Genomic DNA, 18,790 nt, shown 5'->3' with positions numbered 1-18,790 from the left:
ATCGATGCCGGAACCGATCTGTTTTCGGCCCGTCGTCCGGTAGTCCGGCCGGTTGGAACGGCACCGTGGGCGAAGCCGCGGCGGCGGGCACGTAGACTGACCTTGCCCCTCACACGCCCATCCCCAGGGAGCACCCCGGTGACCAGAGCCGATCTGTCGGTCCACAGTCCTAATCTTCTCTCTTCGAACCCGTCCGACGAGGACGAGAACGAGCCCCGCGAAGAATGCGGAGTCTTCGGCGTCTGGGCGCCGGGAGAGGATGTGGCGAAACTCACCTACTACGGGCTCTATGCTCTGCAGCACCGTGGTCAGGAAGCGGCGGGCATCGCCGTCGCCGACGGTTCGCAGGTGCTGGTCTTCAAGGACCTCGGGTTGGTCAGCCAGGTGTTCGACGAGCAGACCCTGGCAGCGATGCCCGGTCACGTCGCCGTCGGGCACTGTCGCTACTCCACCACGGGCTCGACCACGTGGGAGAACGCGCAGCCGATCTTCCGCACCACCGCCGCGGGCAGCGGCATCGCCCTCGGTCACAACGGCAACCTCGTCAACACGGCGGAACTGGCGCAGCGCGCCCGTTCGGCGGGCCTCGTCAACGACAAGCGTCCCGGCGGTGCCACGTCCGACTCGGACGTCGTCGGCGCCCTCCTCGCGCACGCCGCGACGGACAGCACCATCGAGCAGGCAGCCATGAAGCTGCTGCCGACGCTGCGCGGCGCGTTCTGCCTCACGTTCATGGACGAGCACACGCTCTACGCGGCGCGTGACCCGCACGGCATCCGTCCCCTGTGCCTGGGACGACTGGACCGCGGCTGGGTGGTGGCCAGCGAGACGGCCGCACTCGACATCGTGGGCGCGTCGTTCGTCCGCGACATCGAGCCCGGTGAACTCCTCGCCATCGACGCCGACGGCGTCCGCTCCTCCCGCTTCGCGAACCCCGAGCCCAAGGGCTGCGTGTTCGAGTACGTGTACCTGGCGCGTCCGGACAGCGTCATCGGCGGACGGTCGGTGCATTCCACCCGCGTCGAGATCGGCCGCCGCCTGGCCACCGAGCACCCCGCCGAGGGTGACCTCGTCATCCCGGTCCCCGAATCGGGCACTCCCGCCGCGGTCGGGTACGCGCAGGGGTCGGGCATTCCGTACGGCCAGGGTCTGATGAAGAACGCCTACGTGGGCCGCACCTTCATCCAGCCGTCGCAGACGATCCGTCAGCTCGGTATCCGCCTCAAACTCAATCCGCTCAAGGAAGTCATCCGCGGCAAGCGCCTCGTGGTGGTGGACGACTCGATCGTCCGCGGCAACACCCAGCGCGCGCTCATCCGGATGCTCCGCGAGGCCGGCGCCTTGGAGATCCACGTCCGGATCGCGTCGCCGCCGGTCAAGTGGCCCTGCTTCTACGGCATCGACTTCGCCTCCCCGGCCGAGTTGATCGCCAACGGTGCGGGCGGCAGCGGCGAGCCCGGCAGCTTCGACGAGATGCTCGAAGGGGTGCGCCGCTCCATCGGCGCCGACACTCTCGGCTACATCTCCACCGACGGCATGATCGCGGCCACCGAGCAGCCGGCGTCGCGACTGTGCGCGGCCTGCTTCGACGGCACGTACCCCATCGCGCTCCCCACGGAGACGTCGATCGGAAAGAACGTTCTCGAGGGAATGCTCGAGAGCGCGGCAGGCGGTCCCGCGACGCGGGAGAACGACAACGCGAACGCCCTCAGTCGGCCGTAGGCCGGTACATCGGGAGTCGGCCGGGGAACGTACTCCGGTACCGTAAGGACGCAATCACAGCACTCGATTGCCCGACCGACACGATTTTGACGAGCAACAGAAGGCTGGAGTAACAACCACATGACCGAGGATCCGACAAGTCGCCCTGGCGCGTCCTACGCCGCCGCAGGAGTGGACATCGCCGCAGGCGATCGGGCGGTGGAACTCTTCGCTCCCTTGGCCAAGCGCGCCAGCCGTCCCGAGGTTCTCGGTGGTCTCGGTGGATTCGCGGGACTGTTCTCGCTCAAGGGGGACTACAAGGAGCCGCTGCTCGCGGCGTCCACGGACGGTGTGGGCACTAAGCTCGCCGTCGCCCAGGCACTCGACAAGCACGACACCGTGGGCCTCGACCTGGTCGCGATGGTCGTCGACGACCTCGTCGTCTGCGGCGCCGAGCCGCTGTTCCTGCAGGACTACATCGCCGTCGGGCGTGTCGTCCCGGAGCGGGTCGCCGAACTGGTCAGCGGCATCGCCGAAGGCTGCATCCAGGCCGGGTGCGCGCTGCTCGGCGGCGAGACGGCCGAGCACCCCGGTGTGATGGCGGACGGCGACTACGACCTGTCCGCGACCGGTGTCGGTGTGGTCGAGGCCGATCAGGTGCTGGGCCCCGACCGGGTCCGCCCCGGCGACGTCGTGATCGCGATGGGTTCGTCCGGTCTGCATTCCAACGGTTACTCGCTGGCCCGCAAGGTGCTGCTCGAGATCGATCACATGAGCCTGACGGCGCACGTCGACGAATTCGGCCGCACGCTGGGCGAGGAGATGCTCGAGCCCACGAAGATCTACGCCAAGGACTGCCTGGCGCTCGCCGCCGAGACCGACGTGCGCACGTTCTGCCACGTCACCGGCGGTGGACTGGCCAACAACCTCGCGCGGGTCATGCCGAAGGGTCTGGTCGCCGAACTCGATCGCGGCACCTGGAGCCCCGCTCCGATCTTCGCGATGATCGCGCAGCGCGGACGCGTGGAGCGGGCCGAGATGGAGCAGACGTTCAATATGGGCGTCGGCATGGTTGCGATCGTGGCGCCCGAGGACGTCGATCGTGCGCTGGCCGTCCTGACGGCGCGGCACATCGACTGCTGGACGCTGGGCAGCATCAAGAAGTCGCACGACGTGTCCGCCGAGCGCGCACTGCTCGCCGGCGATCACCCGAGGTTCTAAGGATCGGTCGCCGTCTGTCGGAACGGGGCGAGCTAGTGGCCCCGACCGGCTGAAGATGTGGAAATGAGGGGGAGCCGGTATCGGCTCCCCCTCATTTCTGTGTCTTCAGATCTCAGCGCCGCCAGTCGTCGTCGTCCTCCCGGGAGTGACCCTCCCTGTCGGCACGCTGGTCAGCGAAGACCTCGTCCCGATGCGAGTTGGACGACCCACCTGAGAGCTCTCTTTGCAGGCTGTCAAAATCCGTGGTCGGTACGCTGTACTTCAGCTCGCGTGCAACCTTGGTCTGCTTTGCCTTAGCCCGGCCGCGGCCCATGGCTGACCCCCTCGCGCTTTCGCGGGGCGGCCTGGGGAATTTGGCGGCCCCGTTTGAGTGTGTAAGTTCCTGCCCCACACTCTAGCGTGGAAAAGTCCCTCGCGCTTCCATCCACACCCCGAACCGGTGTCTGTTTAGTCTCATCGAGGTCGCGAACTGCCCCGATGCCGGGAATTCGACTTCAGAAGACTCCCGGAATTGCCCGGACGGTCCCCACCCGGACGCCGCCGCCGAGCACGGGCTGCGATGCGAGGGCCGCCAGATCCTCGGTCCATTCGGCGCCCATCCGGTGCAGAAGCGCTGCGGCGAGGGGCAACCGGGCCCGTTCGTGACCGTCGTCGATCTTCAGCGCGAACGCCGAGCCGTCGGGGAGCGCGCCCGCGTAGACCCCGTCGGCGCCGGCCTTCGTCAGGAGCCCGGGAACGACCGGCATCAGCCGTGCGTCGTCCTTGCCGGTACCCGAGACGAGATACGGGTGCTCGCGGACGGCGTCGGCGACGGCGAGCTCGGGGGAGCCGGGCTCGCCGGTGACGAGCCGCGCGAATGCCCGCGCCAGGTGCGTCAGCGACAGCGGGACGATCGGCAGCCCGCATCCGTCGATGCCGAGTTCGGCGTCGACGTCGCCGCTGATCGAGCCGAGCGTCTCGACGACGGCGAGTTGCAGGGGGTGCGTCGGCTCCAGGTAGCTGTCCAGCGGCCAGTCGGCGGTCAGGCACGTGGCCAGCATCGCCGCGTGCTTGCCGGAGCAGTTCATGTACACCGGGCGGGGGAGTTCCCCGGCGGCCAGCAGTTCGGCCCGCGCGAGCTCGTTGGAGGGCAGATCCGCGGGACACCGGAGCTGGTCCTCGTCGAGGCCGTACCGGTCGAGGAGCCGCTCGACGAGTTCGACGTGGTCCGACTCGCCCTCGTGGGATGCGGTCGCGATCGCGAGCTCTTCGGAACTGATCGGTTCGAAGCCGTTCCGCAGCATCGTCACGGCCTGCCACGGCTTGTTCGACGACCGCGGGTAGATCGGCGTGTGCACCTCGCCGAGGGCGAGCGCGATCTCGCCGTCGGCGCTCAGGATCACCGCGGAACCACGGTGGACGCACTCACGGAATCCGGAACGGACGACCTCGACCAGTTCGATGCTCAATACGTGACCTGCACTTCCAGTCCGGCGATCCGTCGGCGGGCCTTGTCCGCGACGGTCGGGGCGAGGTTCTCCTGCTGTTCGAGCAGTGCCACGAACCGTTCCGGGTCGCGGCCGGTGAACAGGTCGCGCACGGTGACGCCGTGGCCGGGCACGTGGATGCGGTGGACGGCGTCGCCTGCGGTGATCGAGCCCTCGGTCACCACCCGCAGGTACGCACCCGTGTCGCCGCGCTCGGAGAACCGCTTGACCCATCTCGGCTCGGCGGCCCACACGCCGAACGTGCCGCACGGCGTCCGGGGGCCGGCCACCTCCAGTTCGGTGGTGCCGATCCGCCAGCGCTCGCCGATCACGGCGTCGCTCGCGGCGATGCCGTCCACCCGGAGGTTCTCGCCGAACCATCCCGGGGGCAGTACGCGGCCGAGCTCCGACGCCCAGCGCTGCGCCTCGTCCTCCTGGTACGCGTAGACGGCCTTGAACGGCCCGCCGTGGTATTCGGTGTCGCAGACGCGGTCGCCGGCCAGTCCGGTGGTCGTGACGGCCACCGGGCCGTCGACGGGCCGCTTGTCGATCGCCGTGCGGGTCACTCGCCGGGTGCCGCTGTCACGTTCGGTGTGCAGCACGCAGACGGCCAGCACCTCGCCGGCCGCCGCGGTCGTCCCGGTCACCGGCCGCGGAGCCGGTCGACGGCGGCGCGGCCGGCCTGGACCGCGTCGTCGACGGGCACGGAGTCGGGGTCGATGGACGCCGCGCACGGTCCGGTCACCAGTTCGGTGTCGGTGGGGATGGACCGTTTGACGAGGGCCAGCGCGATGGGGCCGAGTTCGTGATGGTCGATCACCGTGCCGATCCGTCCGACGGCGCGGCCGCCCGCCGTCACCGGGTCACCCGGTTCCGGCCTGCCCTCGGCGCTGCCGTCGAGGTGCAGCAGGACCAGGTGCCGCGGCGGCTTGCCGAGGTTGTGGACGCGGGCCACGGTCTCCTGGCCGCGGTAGCAGCCCTTCTCGAGGTGGACGGCGCCGTGCTCGGCGGGACCGCCGATCCAGCGGACCTCGTGCGGGATGGTGCGGTCGTCGGTGTCGAGCCCGATCCGGGGACGCACGGCGGCCACCCGGAGTGCCTCGAACGCCCACGTTCCGGCGGGGGCGGCGCCGGCGGCGGTGAGCCGGCCCCACCAGGTCGCGAGACCTTCCCGCGGGACCAGCAGGTCGAAGGAGTCGGCGGTCGGCCACGGCATGCGGCGGACGAATCCGCCCCCGGCGACCGCGACCGCGGCGTACGGCTCGGCGGGCGCGGCGACCCCGGCGGCGTCGAGGACGGCCGTGGCGTCGGGCCCGATCACGCTGAGGACGGCGAGTTCGTTGCCGTCGCGGGGCTCGGCCTTGGACCAGAACACCATCTTGGTGAGGAACGAGAGAAGGTCGGGTCCGCGGTCGGCTTCGGTGTCGATCCAGGTGACGCCGTCGAGGTCGGTCTGGACGAAGTGGTGTTCGACGCGGCCGTTGACGTCGAGGCTGAGGTTCTCGGCGCTCGAGCCGTCGGGGAGTGCGGCGACGTGCTGGCTGGAGATGGTGTGCAGCCAGGTGAGTCGTTCGGGTCCGCTGATCGCGATGACGAACCGGTGGGAGCGGTCGACGACCACCGCGGAACGCTCGGCGCTGCGTTGTTCGCCGAGCGGATCGCCGTGGTGCCAGGCGACGCCGGCGTCGGGGGAGCCTTCGGGCGCAGGGACCGCGCCCGGGGCCGTGACGAGTGGACTGGGTGAGACGGGCAGTTTGTCGACCACGAACCCAGTCTAGGGACCATGGACCTCGGGTGGCGGTCAGCAGGGTCGATAGGCTGGGTCTCATGTCTGATCGAGTGCTGGTGACACTGGACCACGAGGTGCGCGACGCGGACGCTCCGCTGCTGCATGCGGACGATCTGGCGGTGGTGCGCGGCGACGGTGTCTTCGAGACGCTGTTGGTGCGCGGCGGTCGCGCACTGAAGGTGGAGCCGCACCTCACTCGACTGGTCGCGTCGGCGCGGGCCCTCGGTCTGCCGGTGCAGGACCTCGACGACTGGCGGCTGGCGCTGGAGTTGGCGGTCGAGGAGTGGGGGTCCGAGCGGGAGGGCGCGATGCGCCTCGTGCTCAGCCGCGGCCGGGAGTCCGGTGGCGACGCGACCGCCTTCGTCACCGTCGGGCCGGTCTCCGACCGGATCCTGGACGCGCGCCGCGACGGGGTGTCGGTACTCACATTGGCCCGTGGCTATTCGGTGGATCTGTCGGCGAGCGCGCCGTGGCAGCTGCTCGGGGCGAAGACCTTGTCGTATGCCACGAACATGGCCGCCCTGCGGTACGCGGCCACGTTCGGAGCCGACGATGTGATCTTCGTCAGTAGTGAGGGCAATGTGTTGGAAGGGCCACGTTCCACGGTGGTCATCGCCCGCGAGAAGACGCTCCTCACGCCGCCGCCGGAGCACGGAATTCTGCCGGGCACCACGCAGCAGGCCCTCTACGAGGTGGCGTCGGGCAAGGGGTTCCGCTGCGAGTACGCGGCGCTGCGTCCCGCGGATCTCATTACGGCGGAAGGTGTTTGGCTCATCTCCAGCATCACCATGGCCGCGCGGGTGCGCAAGATCGACGGCCTCGCCCTGCCGGACGCGCCCCTCGCCGACGAGATCGTGGAGCTGGTCGACCTCGCGGTCGAGACGTCGGGAGCCGAGTCCGCGGAGGCTTGACAGGTCTACTACATTTCGTAGTAGCAAAGTCCTGCGGGGGAAACGACCCCGCAGTACGTTGTTTTCAAGGGTCGGGCGGAAGCCCACGCTCCGGCCCTGAAGCCTGTCCTACGGGCCCAGTTTCGGAGTAGCCATGGATGCCTTGGATGTCTCCCGGTGGCAGTTCGGCATAACCACCGTCTATCACTTCATCCTCGTACCGCTGACGATCGGGCTCGCCCCGCTGATCGCCGTCATGCAGACGATGTGGGTGGTCACCGGAAAGGACCACTGGTATCGGCTCACCAAGTTCTTCGGGAAACTCTTCCTGATCAACTTCGCACTCGGCGTCGCCACCGGCATCGTGCAGGAGTTCCAGTTCGGCATGAACTGGAGCGAGTACTCGCGCTTCGTCGGCGACGTGTTCGGCGCGCCCCTCGCCCTCGAGGGACTGGTGGCGTTCTTCCTCGAGTCGACGTTCCTCGGACTGTGGATCTTCGGCTGGGGCAGGCTGCCCAAGCTCGTCCACCTGGCCACCATCTGGCTCGTCGCGATCGGTGTCAACGCGTCCGCGTACTTCATCATCACCGCGAACTCGTTCATGCAGCACCCGGTGGGCGCGGTCTACAACCCCGAGACCGGGCGCGCGGAACTCACCAGCATCTGGGAACTGCTCACCAACAACACCGCCCTCGCGGCCTTCCCGCACGTCGTCGCCGGAGCGTTCCTCACGGCGGGCACGTTCGTCGCAGGCGTCGGCGGCTGGTGGATGGTGCGCAGCATGCGCAAGTCGAAGGAAGCCACCGAACCGGAGGTCGCGAAGAAGCACGAGGAGACCGCCAGGACGATGTTCCGTCCGGTCACGATCCTCGCGCTGTGGGTGATGGTCGCCGCCGGTGTCGGACTCGCGATCACCGGCGACATCCAGGGCAAGCTGATGTTCGAACAGCAACCCATGAAGATGGCGTCGGCCGAATCGCTGTGCCACACCGAAACCGGCGCCGACTTCTCGATCCTCACCGTCGGCACCCAGAACAACTGCGACAGCATCACCCAGCTCATCAAGATCCCCGGGCTCACCTCGTTCCTCGCGGACGGCAGCTTCGACTCCACCGTCGAGGGCGTCAGCGAGATCCAGGCCCGCTACGAGGAGATGTACGGCCCGGGCAACTACAAGCCCAACCTGTTCGTCACCTACTGGACGTTCCGCGCGATGATCGGCTGGGCGGCAGGGTCGGCGCTGCTCGCCGTGGTCGGCCTGTGGATGACCCGCGGCGGCCGTGTCCCGGACAAGAAGTGGTACGGCTGGCTGTCCATCCTCGTCATCCCGACGCCGTTCCTCGGAAACAGCGCGGGCTGGGTGTTCACCGAGATGGGCCGCCAACCGTGGGTCGTGGCGCCCAACCCGACCGGGGTGGACATGATCAGACTGACTGTCGACCAAGGCGTCTCGAATCACTCCCCGTGGACCGTCTGGGTCTCGCTCATCACGTTCACGGTGGTCTACGGCTCGCTGGCGGTCGTGTGGTTCACGCTGATCCGCCGCTACACGGTGGAGGGACCGCTCGAACACGACGCGCATCCACCGGGTGACGACCACGACGAGCCCGAAGAACCGGGCAAGCCCGAGCAACTCTCGTTCGCGTACTAGGGGGACGGTCATGGGACTTCAAGAAGTGTGGTTCATCCTGATCGCGGTGCTCTTCATCGGGTACTTCGTCCTCGAGGGCTTCGATTTCGGTGTCGGCATGCTGATGCCGGTGCTCGGCAGGCGCAAGGACCCGAACGGGGACACCCGACGGCGGGTGGTGCTCAACACGATCGGCCCCGTGTGGGACGGCAACGAGGTGTGGCTGATCACCGGCGGCGGCGCGTTGTTCGCGGCGTTCCCCGAGTGGTACGCCACCTTGTTCTCCGGTTTCTATCTGCCGCTGCTGATCATCCTCGTCGCGCTGATCGTCCGGATCTGCGCCATCGAGTACCGCGGCAAGATCGACGACGACACCTGGCGCCGACGGTGCGACTGGGGCATCGTCTTCGGGTCGTGGGTCCCAGCCGTGCTGTGGGGTGTCGCGTTCGCGAACATCGTGCGCGGCGTCGACATCGACGCCGACAAGCAGGTCACCTCGAACCTCCTCGATCTGCTCAATCCCTATGCGCTGCTGGGCGGTCTGACGACGGCGCTCGTGTTCGCCCTGCACGGCGCGGTGTTCCTCGCCCTCAAGACGGCCGACGAGGTCCGCACGGACGCCGTCGAACTGGCGTCGCGGCTGGCGATCCCGGCCGTTCCGGTGGCGGGCGCGTTCGTGCTGTGGACGCAGTTGGCGCACGGCAAGGGCTGGACGTGGATCCTCGTCGCGATCGCCGCCGCCGCACTCCTCGGGGTGGTCGCGCTCACCCGCGCCGAACGTGAGGGCTGGGCGTTCGCGCTCACCTCGATCGCGGTGATCGCCACCGTGGCCCTGCTGTTCGGCTCGCTGTTCCCCAACGTCATGCCGTCCACCCTGGACGCCGCGTACAGCCTCACCATCGACAACGCGTCGTCGAGTCCGTACACGCTGAAGGTGATGACGTGGGCCGCCGCGTTCCTCACCCCGGTGGTGCTGATCTACCAGGGCTGGACGTACTGGGTGTTCCGTCAACGGATCTCGACCAAGCACATCCCGCCGTCGATCGGTCTCCCGCTCGAGCGCAGATGAGCACAGCGGTAGGCGACGCACCCCGCCCCGCCGGGGAGCGCGGTTCCCGGCGCCCCGTCGATCCCCGCCTGTGGCGGTACTCGGCGGCGGCCCGCGGGTATCTCGTCCTCACGGTCGGACTGTCGATCGTCAACGTCGCGATGGTCATCGTGTCGGCGCTCATGATCGGCCGGGTGCTCGGTGGCGTCATCGTCGACGACGCCACCGACCTCGGTCGGTGGTCCACCGAATTGACGGTCCTCGCGGCCGCGGTGGGGATCCGGGTCCTCGGCACCTGGACGCAGTCCCGGTTCGCACACCGGTCCGCCTCCCGGGTCGTGGCGGAACTGAAGGGCGAGGTGCTCGGTGTCGCGACCCGGATGCGGCCGCGCGCACTCGATCCGCGGCGGGACGAGATCGCGACCGTGCTCACCCGCGGCATCGACGGACTCGTGCCGTACCTCACCGGGTACCTCCCCGCCCTGGTCCTCGCGGGCACGCTCACTCCGGCGACGTTGGTGGTCATCGCATTCCAGGATCTGACCTCGGCGGCCATCATCTTCGTCACGCTGCCGCTCATCCCGGTCTTCATGATCCTCATCGGCCTACTCACCCGGGGCAAGGCCGCCAAGACGCTGACCGCGATGACCACACTGTCCTCGCAACTGCTCGACCTGCTGGCCGGTCTACCCACACTCCGCGCACTCGGCCGCGAACAGGGGCCGGCGACGCGGGTACGCGAACTCGGCGACGCGCACCGCCGCACCACGATGTCGGCGCTGCGGGTGGCGTTCCTGTCGTCGATGGTGCTCGAACTCCTGGCCACTCTGTGCGTCGCGCTCGTCGCCGTGAGCATCGGCCTCCGACTCGTCTACGGCGGCATGGGACTCGAAGCGGGGATCGTGGCACTGATCCTCGCGCCCGAGGTGTACCTCCCGCTGCGGATGGTCGGCACCCAGTTCCACGCCGCGGAGGACGGAATGGCCGCCGCGAGCAGGGCCTTCGCCGTCATCGATGCCGACGAGCCGGTCGATTCCGACGGCGCAATCGTGGTGGACGCCACCGGGACGCGCCTCGAGTTCGACGACGTGGACGTCGCGTCGCGACACGGCCTGGCGCCGCACGGACTGTCCGGGACCGTCGAACCCGGCGCGGTGACCGTGCTGACCGGACCCAACGGCGCCGGGAAATCGACTGCGGTGCACGCACTTCTCGGCCTCGTCGAACCCGACGGCGGGCAGGTGCGGGTGGCGGGCGTCCCCGTGAATTCCCTCGACCGGTCCGCGTGGTGGGCGCAGGTGGCGTGGCTGCCGCAGCACCCCGTCCTCGTTCCCGGCACCTTGGGCGAGAACCTCCGGCTCCTCGGCGACGTCGTCGACCTCGAACAGGCTTGCGAAGCCACGGGTTTCGACGAGGTCCTCGCCGAACTCCCGGACGGCTGGAACACGCGCGTCGGATCCGGGGGAACGGGACTGTCGCTCGGACAGCGGCAGCGGCTCGCCCTGACCCGGGTGCTGGCCACTCGGCGTCCGGTCCTTGTGCTCGACGAACCCACCGCACACCTCGACGACGCATCGGAGCGGACCGTGCTCGATTCCCTGCGCAGCCTGGCCGACGCGGGCCGGACGGTCGTGGTGGTGGGGCACCGGCCGACCGTGCTCGCGGCCGCCGACCGGGTGATCGAGGTGAGCGCCGATGTCGCGTGACCCGCTGATTCGAGCACTGCCGCTACTCGACCTGAAACCGGGACGGGTGGCGCGGGCCGTCGCCGCCGGAGTCGCCACCCTGGGCAGTGCGCTCGCGCTGGCGGCGCTGTCGGCCTGGTTGATCACGAGGGCATGGCAGATGCCGCCCGTCCTCGACCTCAGCGTGGCCGTCGTGGCGGTGCGGGCCCTGGGCATCTCCCGCGGCGTCTTCCGCTACCTCGAGCGGCTGGCCACCCACGACACGGCGCTGCGCGGCACCACGTCCGCCCGCACCCGGCTGTACCAGCGGCTCGCCGACGGGGACCCCGCGGCCGCCGCCGGACTGCGCCGCGGCGAACTCCTCGCCCGCACCGGGGCCGACGTCGACACGCTCGGTGACGTCGTGGTCCGCGCGCTGATCCCGATCGCCGTGGCCGTCGTCCTGGCCGTGGCCGCCGTCGGCATCCTCGCGGTGATCTCGCCTGCCGCGGCGCTCGTCCTCGCGGTGGCGCTCGCGGTGTCGGGGGTCGCGGCGCCCTGGCTGTCCGCGCGAGCCGCCCGCCTCGCCGAGACGTCCGGGGCGGAGGCGCGCGCCCGGTTCAGCGAGGACGCCGTCACCGCCCTCGATCACGCCGCGGAACTGCGCGTCGCCGGTCGCCTCGACCGCGCCGTGTCGCGGGCCGTCGACGCCGAGCACGCCGCAGTCTCGGCGACAGACCGCGCCGCCGCACCCAGCGCGTTCGCGGACGCCGCCACCCCGCTGGCAGTGGGGGTGAGCGTCATCGCGTCGCTGCTCATCGGCATGGACCTGTACTCGTCGGGGACCATGAGCCCGATGGCGATGGGCATCCTCGTGCTCCTGCCGCTGTCCGCGTTCGAGGCCACGGCAGCACTGCCCGCCGCAGCGGTCGCGCTGACCCGGGCCCGCATCGCGTCCCGCCGGATCCTCGCTGTGCTCGACGCCGCCGTCGCGGATCCGCACCCCGGCGACCGGGACCTCGACGGACCGGCGGAAGTGGTCGCGAAGGACCTGCGGTGCGGCTGGCCCGGAGGGCAAGTCACGGCCCCGCTCGACCTCGACCTGCGGCCGGGTGCCCGCGTCGCGATCGTCGGGGGCAGTGGGTCGGGGAAGACGACCACCCTGATGACCCTCGCCGGGTTGCTGCCACCAGTCTCGGGGAGGGTCCGGATCGACGGCGTCGACGTCCACCGCATCAGGTCCGGGGCGCTGCGCCGGAACGTCGGGTTCTTCGCGGAGGACGCGCACCTCTTCGACACGTCGGTGCTCGAAAACCTGCGCGTCGCGCGCGGCGACCTGGACGCCGCGGAGGCGGTGACGGTCCTGGAGTCCGTCGGCCTCGGAGGATGGGTGTCGGAGCTTCCGGAGGGGGTGCACACCACCCTCGCCGGCGGTGCCCGGGCGGTGTCCGGCGGGCAGCGTCGCCGGCTGCTCCTCGCCAGGGCGCTGCTGTCGCCCGACCGGGTGCTGCTGCTGGACGAACCGACCGAACACCTCGACGCCGACGCGGGCGCCGACCTGCTGCGGAAACTGCTCGCGCGCGACGGCGGACTGGTGTCAGCGCAGCGCACCGTCGTGGTGGTCACCCACCAGCTTCCGCAGGATACCAGCGCTGACCTGGTGATACGGGTGGAGAAAGCTGAGAGCGAAAATGCGTTGCCGACTCCGTGAGTGCGGCGTACGTTCTTGAGTACACGAGGAAGGAGGTGGTCTGAAATTGAATGACAGACGGACACGTGAGGTGGCTGCCAGCTAGCCGCTACCGCTGACGGAATTCACTGACCGCGCGAGCGGCGAGCGAATCCCAGGCAGCTACCCGGCCCCCGAGCCCCCGGTCTGGTCCAAGATCGGGACCGGTGCACACGCACCGGAAGGCTCGGGGGCCGTTGTGCGCTTCGCGCCCGTGAGTACTTGTTAACCGCCGGCGGTTAACAAGTACTCACGGCATCGCGGGCACGGGTTCGACCCACTCCAGCCGCCCCGCTCGAGCACCGTGCGCACCTCGGCGGCGACCTCACACGAGCGTTGCGTCACCTCCTCCCAGCCGTACACCAGCGTCGCCTTCCCCGCGAGTTCCGCCGCGTTGCCGCGACGCCGGTCGCGCAGCGCCACCGACCGCGACGAGTGGTACCGCAGCCCGTCCAGCCGCACGAGGAGCGGAACCCCGCTGTCCGAGTAGTCCACGTCCTCGTACAGGGTCTTCCCGTCGACGAGCACAGGCGACTGTCGCCGGGCGGCCGGCAGTCCGTGGGCGAGTTCGACGTCGAGGGCGTACCGGTGCTCCAGGATCGACTGGACTCCGCTGGAGACGAACGTCAGCGCGTCGGTCAGTGCCCTGCGGTATCTGCGTGGCGGACGCTGCTCGATCCGCCGAAGGAGAGTGTGGACCGACGCACTGCTGCCGGTGACCGCCGCGACGAGGACCCGCGCCGCTCCCCGGGCCGACGGCTCCTCGACAGCCAGATCGACGACGGTGTCCGCCAGGGACGTTCGCGGCAGGAGTGTCGGGACGAGGATGTGGGCGTGCGCCCGGGACCGGTGCACCACGACCCCCGGGTGGAGAAGATCGCCCTCGCGCGGAACCAGACGGTCGGATCGCCGTCCGACCTTGCGATACGTCGGTCCCTGGGGCTCGGCGGACAATCCGTAGGGCACGGTGACGTGGATCGGACCCTCGGGGTCGACGGGCACCAGCGCCCACTCCTCGGCCGCCGTCCGGTGGCTGAGAATCGCGCGCGGACCACCGAACAGCAGCGCTGCCCACAGCATCATCGGCCGGTCGAGGGGTCCGTTGGTGACGGCGTAGACACCGTGCAACACCGCCGACCACTGGCCGGACTCCACCATGTGCTGAATTTGCCGGGTCGAGATGCCCAGCCGGCGCAGTTGGCGGGCCGTGACGAGGCCGTGCTGGTGGTCGAGGACTGTCTGGAACTCGGGCTTGAAGTCGATCGTCGCAGGTGTCATGGACGCGACGGTGCGCACCGAGGCCGACAGGAAACGCCCGGAAAGGGCCGATTTCAACCGGCCTGTGGATGAACGGAAGGTTGTGGATAACCCGCCCCGTGAGTACTTATTAACCGCCCGCGGTTAATAAGTACTCACGGGGCGCTAGCCAACGTAGCGGGACAGCCGCGCGGAGAGGTGGGGTCGCAGTTCCCCGTCCGCGATGATGCGTTCCTCGACGTACGCGAGGTCGCCGCCCTCGACGATGCCGTAGAGACGCTTGGCGCCGCCGACGAGAACACCGGAGGTGCTGCGGATCACGACGTCGGTCGCGAGTTCCCACGACGACTGGGTGAGGGCGCGGCCGTAGAACAGTTCGACGATGCCGGAGCTGTGGGCGAGGAGGAGTTCGACGACTTCCTCGTTGGTGCTGCCGGGAATGCCGTCTCCGCTGATCCGCCAGAAACCGGTCTCGTGGAGGTCGGGGCGCACGTACTCGCCGTCGGTGCCCAGAACCCAGGTCTGGGATTTCCACTCGAGGTAGTTGCCACCGTTGTGGGAGACGATGATCTGCTGCCCGAAGTGGTAGTCGCCGGTGTCGGGGTCGTGGCCTTCCCCTTCACCGCGCCAGACACCCACGAGCGGCAGTACCGCGAGGAGTTCGTTGTTCAGATCCGGGCCGAGGCGCAGATTCGCGGTGTCCTCGGGCAGCGGAAGGTCCGGAAGCTGCGGGATGTTCCGCGACGCCGTCGTCTTGGAACGCTCGATGGCGTCCGCGACGGCTGCGTCACCGCTACCACGGCGCACGGTGGGGGAGTCCCCAGTGGGTGCGCTCGTAGTCGGGTGCTCGGAAGGCGGATCTGCGCCTGCGTCCGGGGTTTGACTCACGACTCGTCGGTGACCAGGCGGTAGATCGTGTAGAGGGAGAACCACGTGATCAACACGGCGGCAAGGACAAGAAGTACCTCGAAGAAGATAACCACGGTGACATCCTAAACCGAACCCGTCGAACGGTCGAAACGGGAGGCGGCTTACCGTCTCTGCGGCTACGGTTTTCTGAAGGCGACCACCCGGTCGGTTCCGGATATCCTCATGCCGTCGTCTCGTCTCCCGCTCCTCCCGGAGGTCCCATGCTTCGATCCAGTCCTGCCCTCCCCGGCCTGGCGCGAGCCGCGATCACGGCGACGGTGCTGCTGCTCACCGTGTCCGCGTTCGGCGCTCCCGGTCTGGCCGCCGCGGCCCCGGACTCCGGCAGCGCAGGGTCGGGAAGCGCCGGCTCGGGGAACGGCGACACCGACCGCGTCGATCCGAACAACTACGCCGCCGACTGCCCCGACGTGATGATCGTCGCGGTGTCCGGCGCCACCGACTCCACGGCCGACCGCAACCCGCTGGCAGACGAGAACCGCCAACTGTGGTCGAATTGGGTGGGCAACGTGACGGTGCCGACCGGCGAGGCGAACAAGGACGAGCCCGGGACGGTGGGGTGGATGTACGTTCCCTACCCGTCCACGTACGGTCTCGGTCTGCTGCAACCTGTTCCGACATACCAGGATTCGATGGCTGCCGGGGTGGCGTCGATGAACAGGATCCTCGACGAGAACAAGGCGAAGTGCGGCGACGACACCAAGTACGTGCTGCTCGGATACAGCGTCGGCGCGGAGGTGACCGAACGGGTGGCGCGCGAACTCGGACACCGGGACAGCAACGCTTTGGTTACCGCCGACGACATCGCCGGTGTCGCGTTGATCGGTGACCCGTACCGTCCGGCGGGCACCCCGTCACTGGGCGAACCGGGCCCTCCCGGAGGCGGATTCATGTCTTCCGAGCCGGCCGACTACGGCGCCCTCGAAGGCAAGATCACCTACGCGTGCCGCCCCTACGACATCGCGTGCGACGCGCCGCAGGAGATCGCCGTCCTCGAGCTGGCGCTCGGGGTGCTGGGACAGTTGCACTTCACCCTGCTGAACCCCGGCCAGACCGTCTCCGACTTCGCGAACGCGGTGACGAACATGGCGGCGCGGGCGATCGTGCACATCGTCACCCACGACGACTGGTTCGCCTCCGACGAGTCCTTCCTCGACGTCCTGCGCAAGGTGGCCGACCGGACCTACGACCCGGACGGACCGGACCGGAACATGCAGGTGTCCCAGGAGCAGATGGTCGAGGCGCTGAACTGGGCGATGGGCCCCGGTTCCGACGTCGTGAAGGCGAAGCTCGCGGCAGAGGGCCCCGGGTTCGTCGAGGACAACCGGGACATCTTCGAACTCGTGATCAAGCCGTACATCTTCCTGGGCTTCATCCAGCACCTCTTCTACTGGAACAACAATCCGAACGACCCCTGGTACTGGGAGAGCGAGAAGATCGTCGACTGGATCACCGCGCTCGCGCACCAGCAGTAGGCGCTCCGCGCTCGTGCGCCTTTCTGGTAGCTGGAGCAACCAGAAAGGCGCACGGGCGGCGGAGACGCACGAAGAAGGCCCCGCTCCGGATACCGGAGCGGGGCCTTCCTGACAGTGCTGAGTCTTACTCGCCGACCGTGACGTCGACGTTGTGCACGCCTGCGCTGGTCGGGCTCACCGTGGCGGTGCCGTTGCCGGAGCTGGACAGTGCACGCACGGTCCAGTCGCCGGGAGCGGCGAAGAAGCGGAAGTCTCCGGTGCCCGAGGCGACGACCTCGGCGGTGAACTCTCCGCCGCCGTCGAGGAGGCGCACGAACGCTCCACCGATCGGCTGGCCGTCAGCCGCGAGAACGCGGCCGGTGATGACCGTTTCCTTCTCGACGTCGACGCCCGCGGGCAGGGTCTGGGTCTGTACAGGTGCTCCACACATGGCTCAGTGAACCTCCAACTCGATGGGTGCGCCGACGAGTGAGCCGTATTCGACCCAGCTGCCGTCGTAGTTCTTGACATCGGACTTGCCGAGGATCTCCTTGAGCACGAACCAGGTGTGGCTGGAGCGCTCGCCGATGCGGCAGTACGCGATGGTGGGCTTCGACTCGTCGTAGCCCTTCTCCGAGTACAGCTTCTCCAGGTCGTCGTCCGACTTGAAGGTGCCGTCCTCGTTTGCGGTGGTGCTCCACGGGATGTTGATGGCCGTGGGGACGTGTCCACGCTGCTGCGCCTGCTCCTGCGGCAGGTGCGCGGGGGCGAGGATCTTGCCGGAGAACTCGTCGGGCGAACGCACGTCGACGAGGTTCTTGTTGCCGATGGCGTCGATGACCTCGTCGCGGAACGCGCGGATCGTCAGGTCGGGTGCGTCGGCCTTGTACTGGGTGGCCGGGCGGGACACGGTCTCCTTGTCGAGGGGGCGTCCGTCGAGCTCCCACTTCTTGCGGCCGCCGTCGATCAGCTTGACGTCCTGGTGGCCGTACAGCTTGAAGTACCAGTACGCGTACGCCGCGAACCAGTTGTTGTTGCCACCGTAGAGAACGATGGTGTCGTCGTTGGCGACACCCTTGGCCGACAGGAGGTCGGAGAACTGCTGCTGATTCAGGAAGTCACGACGGACCCCGTCCTGCAGGTCCTTCCGCCAGTCGAGGCGGATGGCGCCTTCGATGTGGCCGCCGTCGTATGCGCTGGTGTCCTCATCCACCTCGACGAAAACGGTCTTGGGGGCGTTGAGGTTCTGCTCAGCCCAGTCGGCGGAGACTAGGACATCGGAGCGAGCCATGGTGTTCCTTTCGATGTGTTCTTACTTGTGTCGGGTGGATCGTGCGGTGGTTCCGGGTGTGAAATTTTCAGGCCGCGGGCCTCAGGCGTGCGACGAGTGGATAGATCTGGCAGCCGAGGCAGAACCCGAATGCGGCGTTGAGGAACGCTGCGAACAGGGCGAATGCGGTGGCCACGGCGCCGACGAGGCCGGCGCCGGTGAGGAAGCCGACGGTGCCGACGGCGGCGAAGACGAATCCGACGAGCTGTGCGAACCGCAGCGGGGCGGCGGGTTCGCGTTCGCTCACCGGAGCGAGTCGCGGCGCGACGAGGGTGCCGAAGATCCGGCCGTACGGGCTGCGCCGCGGCCCGGTGGCTGCGCCCGCCGCGAAGACGACCGCCTGCAGGGCCAGCAGAATTCCTGCTGCGACCAGCGAGAACGTCGACACGACGAGGACGGCGACGAGCACTGCGGTGGTGACCCAGGCGGCGAACCGGGGGCCACGAACGTCGACCTGCTCGACCTCGAGTGTTGTGGACATGAGAAGTGCTCCTGCGTTGAGTCCTGAATGCTTGCCTGGCGCCGAGCAACGACGGACGACGTCGTCATCGGGTTTCGATCACGTGCGCGGAGTCCGCGGTGTCAGCAGAAAGCGACAGCCCTGGTGATCAGCAACAGGTACAGCAACAAGCCCCGAGGCGGCACAGGTCTACCGTGCGGCGTCGGGTGAGCATGAGCTCGTGG

General features: G+C 68.8%; 17 protein-coding genes. 8 read left to right on the top strand and 9 right to left on the bottom strand.

The features are described 5' to 3' along the window. Nucleotides 1-138 precede the first annotated feature (138 nt). Together purF and purM are read left to right on the top strand one after the other, a co-directional pair. Nucleotides 139-1,722, top strand: a complete 1,584-nt coding sequence (purF, locus tag JWS13_RS17830; protein ID WP_206006813.1) for an amidophosphoribosyltransferase — start codon at nucleotides 139-141, stop codon at nucleotides 1,720-1,722. Nucleotides 1,723-1,842: 120 nt separating this feature from the next. Then, a complete protein-coding gene (gene purM, locus JWS13_RS17825) occupies nucleotides 1,843-2,922 on the top strand; it encodes a phosphoribosylformylglycinamidine cyclo-ligase (RefSeq protein WP_124392587.1) in 1,080 nt (359 codons plus the stop codon). A 112-nt stretch (nucleotides 2,923-3,034) separates the two neighbouring features. Here the strand turns inward: purM and JWS13_RS17820 are convergent, their stop codons facing one another. From JWS13_RS17820 to ygfZ, 4 genes are all read right to left on the bottom strand, one after another. After that, nucleotides 3,035-3,235, bottom strand: a complete 201-nt coding sequence (locus tag JWS13_RS17820) for a DUF3073 domain-containing protein (RefSeq protein ID WP_005244376.1) — start codon at nucleotides 3,233-3,235, stop codon at nucleotides 3,035-3,037. A gap of 181 nt (nucleotides 3,236-3,416) precedes the next feature. Beyond that, the gene (locus JWS13_RS17815; RefSeq protein WP_206006812.1) at nucleotides 3,417-4,370 is read right to left on the bottom strand and encodes an asparaginase; all 954 of its coding nucleotides are present in this window, start codon (nucleotides 4,368-4,370) and stop codon (nucleotides 3,417-3,419) included. Further along, nucleotides 4,367-5,035, bottom strand: coding sequence for an MOSC domain-containing protein (locus tag JWS13_RS17810; RefSeq protein WP_206006811.1), 669 nt, complete (start codon nucleotides 5,033-5,035; stop codon nucleotides 4,367-4,369). The genes JWS13_RS17815 and JWS13_RS17810 overlap by 4 nt, the downstream gene beginning before the upstream one ends. Next, nucleotides 5,032-6,153, bottom strand: a complete 1,122-nt coding sequence (gene ygfZ, locus JWS13_RS17805; RefSeq protein ID WP_206006810.1) for a CAF17-like 4Fe-4S cluster assembly/insertion protein YgfZ — start codon at nucleotides 6,151-6,153, stop codon at nucleotides 5,032-5,034. Before ygfZ ends, JWS13_RS17810 begins: the two co-directional genes overlap by 4 nt. Nucleotides 6,154-6,215: 62 nt before the next feature. Here ygfZ and JWS13_RS17800 point away from each other — a divergent pair, with 62 nt between their 5' ends. The 5 genes from JWS13_RS17800 (at nucleotide 6,216) to cydC (ending at nucleotide 13,120) form a co-directional block, all read left to right on the top strand. After that, nucleotides 6,216-7,088 carry an aminodeoxychorismate lyase gene (locus JWS13_RS17800; protein WP_072943033.1) on the top strand — a complete coding sequence of 291 codons (873 nt, stop codon included), beginning with the start codon at nucleotides 6,216-6,218 and terminating at the stop codon, nucleotides 7,086-7,088. Between the two features lie 133 nt (nucleotides 7,089-7,221). Next, nucleotides 7,222-8,718 carry a cytochrome ubiquinol oxidase subunit I gene (locus JWS13_RS17795; RefSeq protein WP_206006809.1) on the top strand — a complete coding sequence of 499 codons (1,497 nt, stop codon included), beginning with the start codon at nucleotides 7,222-7,224 and terminating at the stop codon, nucleotides 8,716-8,718. A 10-nt stretch (nucleotides 8,719-8,728) separates the two neighbouring features. Beyond that, nucleotides 8,729-9,766: a cytochrome d ubiquinol oxidase subunit II gene (gene cydB / locus JWS13_RS17790; protein WP_206006808.1), complete on the top strand. Its 1,038-nt coding sequence runs from the start codon at nucleotides 8,729-8,731 to the stop codon at nucleotides 9,764-9,766. Further along, nucleotides 9,763-11,451, top strand: coding sequence for a thiol reductant ABC exporter subunit CydD (cydD, locus tag JWS13_RS17785; RefSeq protein WP_206006807.1), 1,689 nt, complete (start codon nucleotides 9,763-9,765; stop codon nucleotides 11,449-11,451). Before cydB ends, cydD begins: the two co-directional genes overlap by 4 nt. Continuing rightward, the gene (gene cydC, locus JWS13_RS17780; protein WP_206006806.1) at nucleotides 11,441-13,120 is read left to right on the top strand and encodes a thiol reductant ABC exporter subunit CydC; all 1,680 of its coding nucleotides are present in this window, start codon (nucleotides 11,441-11,443) and stop codon (nucleotides 13,118-13,120) included. Before cydD ends, cydC begins: the two co-directional genes overlap by 11 nt. A gap of 243 nt (nucleotides 13,121-13,363) precedes the next feature. Here the strand turns inward: cydC and JWS13_RS17775 are convergent, their stop codons facing one another. Both JWS13_RS17775 and JWS13_RS17770 read right to left on the bottom strand, forming a co-directional pair. Continuing rightward, the gene (locus JWS13_RS17775) at nucleotides 13,364-14,473 is read right to left on the bottom strand and encodes a type IV toxin-antitoxin system AbiEi family antitoxin domain-containing protein (RefSeq protein ID WP_206006805.1); all 1,110 of its coding nucleotides are present in this window, start codon (nucleotides 14,471-14,473) and stop codon (nucleotides 13,364-13,366) included. 87 nt (nucleotides 14,474-14,560) lie between these two features. Further along, a complete protein-coding gene (locus JWS13_RS17770; RefSeq protein WP_420855009.1) occupies nucleotides 14,561-15,283 on the bottom strand; it encodes a heme-binding beta-barrel domain-containing protein in 723 nt (240 codons plus the stop codon). A gap of 242 nt (nucleotides 15,284-15,525) precedes the next feature. On the opposite strand from JWS13_RS17770, the gene JWS13_RS17765 reads away from it, so the two are divergent. After that, nucleotides 15,526-16,797, top strand: a complete 1,272-nt coding sequence (locus JWS13_RS17765; RefSeq protein WP_206006804.1) for a cutinase family protein — start codon at nucleotides 15,526-15,528, stop codon at nucleotides 16,795-16,797. A gap of 124 nt (nucleotides 16,798-16,921) precedes the next feature. Here JWS13_RS17765 and JWS13_RS17760 read toward each other — a convergent pair whose 3' ends face one another. From JWS13_RS17760 to JWS13_RS17750, 3 genes are all read right to left on the bottom strand, one after another. Next, nucleotides 16,922-17,227: a DUF1416 domain-containing protein gene (locus JWS13_RS17760; protein WP_072943045.1), complete on the bottom strand. Its 306-nt coding sequence runs from the start codon at nucleotides 17,225-17,227 to the stop codon at nucleotides 16,922-16,924. A 3-nt stretch (nucleotides 17,228-17,230) separates the two neighbouring features. Beyond that, nucleotides 17,231-18,067 carry a sulfurtransferase gene (locus JWS13_RS17755; protein ID WP_206006803.1) on the bottom strand — a complete coding sequence of 279 codons (837 nt, stop codon included), beginning with the start codon at nucleotides 18,065-18,067 and terminating at the stop codon, nucleotides 17,231-17,233. Nucleotides 18,068-18,134: 67 nt separating this feature from the next. Further along, complete coding sequence (locus tag JWS13_RS17750) at nucleotides 18,135-18,587, bottom strand: DUF4395 domain-containing protein (RefSeq protein ID WP_206006802.1); 453 nt, start codon at nucleotides 18,585-18,587, stop codon at nucleotides 18,135-18,137. Nucleotides 18,588-18,790: the final 203 nt, after the last annotated feature.

The sequence above is a fragment of the Rhodococcus pseudokoreensis genome (assembly GCF_017068395.1).
Taxonomy (GTDB): Bacteria; Actinomycetota; Actinomycetes; order Mycobacteriales; family Mycobacteriaceae; genus Rhodococcus_F; species Rhodococcus_F pseudokoreensis.
Note: the sequence above shows the minus strand (reverse complement) of the source record. Positions and strands in the feature narration are given on the sequence as shown.